General features: G+C 60.5%; 4 protein-coding genes, 2 tRNA genes and 2 rRNA genes. 1 reads left to right on the top strand and 7 read right to left on the bottom strand.

Annotation, left to right across the window (positions count from 1 at the left end; translation table 11 throughout):
- Window positions 1–182: 182 nt before the first annotated feature.
- Window positions 183–1,211 (top strand): DUF975 family protein, encoded by a 1,029-nt coding sequence (locus BN2154_RS00105; protein WP_050616865.1) that lies wholly within the window; start codon window positions 183–185, stop codon window positions 1,209–1,211.
- 48 nt (window positions 1,212–1,259) lie between these two features.
- On the opposite strand, the gene BN2154_RS00100 is transcribed toward BN2154_RS00105, so the two are convergent.
- The 7 genes from BN2154_RS00100 to BN2154_RS15935 form a co-directional block, all read right to left on the bottom strand.
- Window positions 1,260–1,958 (bottom strand): GNAT family N-acetyltransferase, encoded by a 699-nt coding sequence (locus BN2154_RS00100; protein ID WP_050616864.1) that lies wholly within the window; start codon window positions 1,956–1,958, stop codon window positions 1,260–1,262.
- Window positions 1,959–2,216: 258 nt separating this feature from the next.
- Window positions 2,217–3,959 (bottom strand): ammonium transporter, encoded by a 1,743-nt coding sequence (locus BN2154_RS00095; protein WP_050616863.1) that lies wholly within the window; start codon window positions 3,957–3,959, stop codon window positions 2,217–2,219.
- 280 nt (window positions 3,960–4,239) lie between these two features.
- On the bottom strand, window positions 4,240–4,941 hold the full coding sequence (gene sfsA, locus BN2154_RS00090; RefSeq protein ID WP_050616862.1) for a DNA/RNA nuclease SfsA: 702 nt from the start codon (window positions 4,939–4,941) through the stop codon (window positions 4,240–4,242).
- A gap of 57 nt (window positions 4,942–4,998) precedes the next feature.
- Window positions 4,999–5,114: ribosomal RNA gene (rrf, locus tag BN2154_RS00085) — 5S ribosomal RNA — on the bottom strand.
- Between the two features lie 82 nt (window positions 5,115–5,196).
- Window positions 5,197–5,272: transfer RNA gene (locus BN2154_RS00080), tRNA-Lys, on the bottom strand.
- A gap of 15 nt (window positions 5,273–5,287) precedes the next feature.
- Window positions 5,288–5,362: transfer RNA gene (locus tag BN2154_RS00075), tRNA-Glu, on the bottom strand.
- An 84-nt stretch (window positions 5,363–5,446) separates the two neighbouring features.
- Window positions 5,447–5,553, bottom strand: a 23S ribosomal RNA gene (locus tag BN2154_RS15935); the annotation flags it as partial.

The raw sequence follows: 5,553 nt of genomic DNA, 5'->3' as shown, positions 1-5,553 counted from the left end.
CGGCGGCCCGGGGGAGGCTTCCGCGGCGGCGGGGGCATGTCCCGCGGCGGCGGCGCCGGACGCAGATGACTCCAACGCCCGGAGAGGTATACCTCTCCGGGCGTTTTAATGACCGGCCCCGCATTTACAACCGGATGGTCCGTATGATATGATGAAGCATCCGAGGAACAGGAGGAACATCCATGGGATTCCATCGTCCGCAAGTCAAGGAGGCCGCCAAGGCGGCCATCCGGCAAGCCCATCCCAGCCCCCGCTGGATCACACTGCTCTTTTTCCTTCTCGTTTGGGGCGTCCCCGGCGCCCTGATGCTGCTGGCCGCCCGCCCCCTTCTGAACCTCGCCGCCCTGGCGGCCGCCGGCGTGCCGGAGCATCCGCTCTATCGCTACACCGCCTCTGTGTCCGGTGGGCTTTTCTCCCTGCTCTTCTTTTTGAGCGTCCTGGTCACTCTGTTCTGTGTCGTGCTGACCTACGGGTATCTGAGCTATGGTCTGAAGCTCTGGCGGGGGCAGGAGACCGGCTGGCGCGATCTGTTCTGCGGCATCCCGCAGGCCGGCCGGGTCCTGCTTCTGACCCTTGAGATCTTTCTCTTTTCTCTTTTATGGGCCGTACTGGGTGCCATCCTTCTCACCATCGGCGTTCTTATACTCAACACCGTCAGCTTCCTCCTCGCCGCTTTATCCTACCAATTGGGCCAGCTCTTTCTGGAGCTCCTGTCCCTGGCCGCGTCGGTGGGCTTTATGGTGTTCTTCTATTCCAGGGTACTCCGCTATGCCCTGGCCTATTACATCCTGCTGGATCAGCCCAGGTACCGGGCCAGCGAGGCCCTGGACGCCAGCAAAGACCTTATGGTAGGGCACCGCTGGACCTTTTTTGTCCTGCTGCTCTCTTTCCTGGGCTGGTTCCTGCTGGGGTCGCTGCTCTGCAGCGCCGCCGGGCTTCTGTGCCAACAGCTTCTCCCGTCCGGCTCTGTGGGCCTCGCCCTGATCACCTGGCTGCTGACCAGCCTGTGTACCCTGCCCCTCACCCTCTGGCTCGTCCCTTATCTGGCCTGCTCCTGTGCCGGCTTTTATGAGGCGGTGGCACAGAATCCCGGCCCAGCCTCCGGCTTTCCGCCCCGGCCGGAGGAGTCCGACCCGGAGCGCCGGTCCCGCGGTGGCTTTGACGGGGACTATCGGCCCGGGGACTATCGGGGCCCGGACCTGCCCATCTGAGGGGATCGAAAAGCGCCGCCTCCCGGGAGGCGGCGCTTTTTAGACGATTCAGACCGACACCGCCTCGTACCAGTGGGAGAGCATCTTGACCGGACGGAAGCCCGCCCAGTGGTAAAGGCCCCAGGCGGGCCCATTGGCGGAGGACACCCGGAGCCAGCAGGCCGGGTACCCCGCCTCCGCCAGCCGCTCCATGACTGTCAGCAGCAGCTCCCGGCCCAGCCCCTGGCCCCGGTAGTCCGGCAGGAGGGCGATCCCCTCAATCTCCGGCGTCTCCTCCTGGAAGCTCAGCTCGTAGACGCCTACAGCCGCGCCGTCCAGCCGGACCAAGCCGGAACGCGGTTCTCCCGCCAGAAGCTCCTCCAGCTCCTCCTCGCCATAGGTGGCCGAGTTCGGCACACCGAAGAAGCCGCGGTTATACTGGTCCAGCCACAGCGCTCCCTGCTCCCGACGCAGGGACTCCAGTACCAGCCTGCCCGCCGGGCGGGGCCGGTCCGGTCCCAGCCCCCGCTCCATAGTCCACATCTCATGACGGAAGGACAGCCGCCAGGGGCCCAGCTTTTGTCCCTCCGCCAGGGGCGCCTCCCGGTCGGTGGAGGTCAGATAGATGTGCTCTGCGCCCTGTTCCCTCAGCGCCCCGATCCGGTCGGCCAGCGCCTCCTCCAGCGCCGCTCCGCCGGGCCCTTGCCGTACCACGAGGTACGCCTTCCCCTTGGGGGCAATCTCTTTTGTCACTGTAAGCAAGTCCATATGCTTCTCCTTCGCGCGGTGGTCCGCCTTTGAACTCTATTATAATGTCTAAGGTGCAAGGTTTTCTGGCTCATTTGCCCAGAAGCCTTGCACTGGAACAAAGCCAATCGGCCTTGAAAGCCTTGGGATTCACGACTTTCGGCTTTGTTCCGTACGCATTATTATAATACGGCGTCCCGGACCTGTCCAGTCCGGGACGCCGCATGGCAGGGTCAGCAAAGTATGGGAAGCAAGGGAGAGGGGAAATCGGAAGTTCGTTTATTCTTCGCCCTGGAGGGCATCGTAGCCCTCCTCGCCGGTGCGGACCTTTACTACATTTTCCACATCATAGACGAAGATCTTGCCGTCGCCGATACGACCGGTATACAGGGACTTCTTGGCCGCGTCGATCACCTCGGCTACCGGCACCTTGGACACGACAATCTCTACCTGTACCTTGGGCAGCAGATTGATGGCCATGGGAACGCCGCGGTAGTACTCCGTTTTTCCCTTCTGGATACCACAGCCCAGCACCTGGGTCACGGTCATCCCGGTGACGCCGATGCGGTTCATTGCGGTCTTCAGGTCCTCAAACTTGGCCTGATTGCAGAGGATGGTGACGTTGCTCAGCTTCATCCCGGACTCCGGCGCGGTCCGGATTCTGGTGACCGCCTGGGCTGGCGCCGACTCATCCATATGGGCCTTCGAAGCGGCGGGCTCGGGGTAGGCGTTCTCCTCCGGCAGAGAGGTCAGGCTGGTCGTTGGTGCAAAGTCGGCATAGGCAGAGGGCAGGCCGTGCTCTGTGGCGTCCAGTCCGGTGATCTCCTCCTCCTGGCTTGCGCGGAGTCCCACTGTTTTCTTGATGACCAGGAAGGTGATGGTAATGGTGACCGCTGTCCACAGGATGACGGAGAGCATGCCCAGCATCTGCAGGGCCAGGAGGCTGACACCGCCGCCGTAGAACAGCCCCACATATGTATCGTTCCCAGGGGCCGCCGTGGTGGCAAAGAGGCCCACCGCGACGGTGCCCCAAATGCCGTTCAGGCAGTGGACCGCCACGGCACCCACCGGGTCGTCAATGCGCAGCTTGTAATCCAGAGCCCAGACGCCAAAGACCACCAGGACGCCGGCCACCGCGCCGATGACAATGGAGCCCAACGCATCCGTCACGTCACACGGAGCGGTGATGGCTACCAGCCCGGCCAGGGAGGCGTTCAGGCACATAGAGACGTCCGGCTTCCCATACTTGACCCAGGTGAAGATCATGCAGGTGACGGTCGCCACCGCCGGGGCAATCGTGGTAGTGACGAAGATGGAACCCAACTGCTCCAGAGAGGTGGCCGCAGCGCCATTGAAGCCGTACCACCCCAGCCATAGGATGAATACGCCCAGAGCGCCCAGCGGAAGGTTGTGGTCGGGGAAGGCATTTACCTGCGTGATCTTACCGCTCTTGTCGCGGCCAAACTTGCCCATCCGGGGCCCAAGAATCTTGGCACCAATCAGGGCGCTGATGCCGCCCACCATATGGATGGCGCAGGAGCCGGCAAAATCGTGGAAGCCCGTCTGGGCCAGCCAGCCGCCGCCCCAAATCCAGTGCGCCTCAATGGGGTAGATCAGTGCAGAGATCACAGCAGAATAGATGCAGTAGGACAGGAATTTCGTTCGTTCCGCCATAGCACCGGATACGATGGTAGCTGTAGTGGCACAGAACACCAGGTGAAACACAAAGTTCGACCAGTCAAACGCTGCATAGCTGGTAAAGATATCAAAGCCCGGTTTGCCGATCAGGCCCAAGAGATCCTCGCCCAGCAGCAAGCTGAAGCCAATGAGGATAAACACCACTGTGCCGATACAGAAATCCATCAGATTCTTCATGATGATGTTGCCGGCATTCTTGGCTCGGGTAAACCCTGCTTCTACCATAGCAAAGCCGGCCTGCATCCAAAAAACCAGTGCGGCGCCAATCAGAAACCAGACGCCAAAAATTTGACCGTTCAGGGCACTCCATACTTCTTCTGTCATAATATGCTCCTCCTCAAATGCAAAGACGCACGCTCCCTCTTTGGGTGGAGCGCGCGTCTTTGCGCATTTTCATGCCATTGCTGTGTTTTCGAGAAGAGGGCCGCTTCCATCTCTGAAAAACACAACGGGCGCTGCGGATGGTCTTTCATCCGCAGCGCCCTTGCTTGATGGGAGCAGTTTACAGGATTTCTTGCTTCACGTCAAGGGTATGCCTGCATTTTTGGCGGTTTTACAGAATTTATAGGCTCCTTCTTCCTCTTTTCATGCAACTTGTATTTCCCTAACATTCATTTTCAGGGCCCAAACGCACCGGAACCGGTCCAGAAAGCTCCAGGGCATCCGGCCGCACACAGCAGGTATGGGCCAGGATCTTCACCCCTGCAGCGGCGGCCCGGCGGACTGCCGCGCCAAAGGCGGGATGGGTCCTGTCGTTCGGGGCCAGCCATTTGACGTTCTCCATCTGGACCACGAAAAAGAGTGTCGCCTCATAGCCCTCCGCCCGACAGGCCATCAGCTCCTCCACATGCTTGACGCCCCGCTCCGTGGGCGCGTCCGGGAAGAACACGGCCCCGTCCTCTTCCAAGGTGACGCCCTTAACCTCCACAAACCCCCGGCGCTCTTCCGCCTCCCAGTAAAAATCGAATCGGGAGCTCCCCCAGGCCGTCTCCGGGCGCAGCAGGGCCAGCCCCGGCACAAAACCACCCGTTCGGGCCCACTCGCCAAAGACCCGGTTGGGAGCCTGTGCATCCATATTAATGAGCCTGGACCCCTTTTCCACCGCCACCAGATCGAAGCGGGTCTTGCGCGCCGGGTGAGCCGCGCCCTCCAGATAAATACGCGCGCCCGGAACCAGCAGCTCCCTGCACCGGCCTGTATTCTTCACATGGACTCGTTCCCGGCCGCCGTCAGGCAGCTCTACCTCCGCGATAAAGCGGTTGGGTCGGCTGCAAAACCGGGCCGGCACAATGTGTGTGTACTGCATGAGGGGTCTTCTCCTCTCTATAAGAAAAGCGGACAGAATCTTCTGTCCGCTTTTCTGTGTTGGCGTTACCTATCTTCCCGGGCCGTCGCCAGCCAAGTATTTTCGGCGCAGATGAGCTTAACTGCCGTGTTCGGAATGGGAACGGGTGGACCCTCACCGCAATCAACACCAACTATATTTCAACCGGTTGCCCAGTCAAAACCAATATGAACTTTTGGGAGTTCCCATGGAGCGCATCTTAGCGCTCCATGGGAATGGTGCGCCTTCACGGATTCGAACCGGGGACCCACTGATTAAGAGTCAGTTGCTCTACCAACTGAGCTAAAGGCGCATACAAAGGAAAAGCTGGTGACCCGTGCGGGAATCGAACCCACGTTTGCGGCGTGAGAGGCCGCCGTCTTAGCCGCTTGACCAACGGGCCGCATATGCGCGTGGCATATCAATCTACACCTTCAAAACCGAACAACGAGAGAGTGGAACAAGCCAAGCCTTGCATAAACATGTTAAGGTCAAGCCCTCGGCGGATTAGTACCGGTCAGCTACACACGTTACCGTGCTTCCACCTCCGGCCTATCAACGATGTAGTCCACATCGTGCCTTACCTCATTTAGA

The organism is Intestinimonas massiliensis (ex Afouda et al. 2020) (genome assembly GCF_001244995.1).
In the GTDB taxonomy this organism is placed as follows: Bacteria; Bacillota; Clostridia; order Oscillospirales; family Oscillospiraceae; genus Intestinimonas; species Intestinimonas massiliensis.
This window is presented reverse-complemented; position numbering and strand designations above follow the sequence as displayed.